This is a genomic window from Methylobacterium sp. WL18, assembly GCF_008040015.1.
GTDB lineage: Bacteria > Pseudomonadota > Alphaproteobacteria > Rhizobiales > Beijerinckiaceae > Methylobacterium > Methylobacterium mesophilicum.
In genome coordinates, this window is sequence record NZ_VRVD01001355.1 from 1 (window position 1) to 432 (window position 432).

Below are 432 nucleotides of genomic sequence, written 5' to 3' on the forward strand. Positions count from 1 at the left end.
GAGATGGGCCATCAGGGCCGGATCGACCGCCCGCCCCCAATCGCCCAGCGGCGCCGCCCGCCAGGCGGCGCGGAGCGCCAGAAGGGCCACGACCGGGATGGCCAGGAACCACCAGGGGCGCAGGAACGCGAAGGCGTCGAGGGCGCTCATGCGGGCTGGCTCGCGACGGGCGGCGTGTCGGTCTGTCCGAAACGGGCGAGCGCCGTCCCTCCCCCCTTTGCGGGGGAGGGTGGCCCCTGCGTCAGCAGGGGTCGGGAGAGGGGAGCGCCGTATCCGGAAAGGTCGCGCAGAGAGCCGAAATCCGCGACGTCGCGCTGCCCCTCTCCCCCCCTGCTGCGCAGGGTACCCTCCCCCGCAGAGGGGGGAGGGAGGAGAGCGTTTGACCGGAACCCGAGCATCACACCCCCCTCCGGGTCGCCAGCAGGGCCGCGG

At 74.5% G+C, this 432-nt stretch carries 1 pseudogene; it reads right to left on the reverse strand.

Annotated elements, in window-relative coordinates:
• Positions 1-150, reverse strand: a pseudogene (locus FV228_RS34930) (VWA domain-containing protein); the annotation flags it as partial.
• Positions 151-432 lie beyond the last annotated feature (282 nt).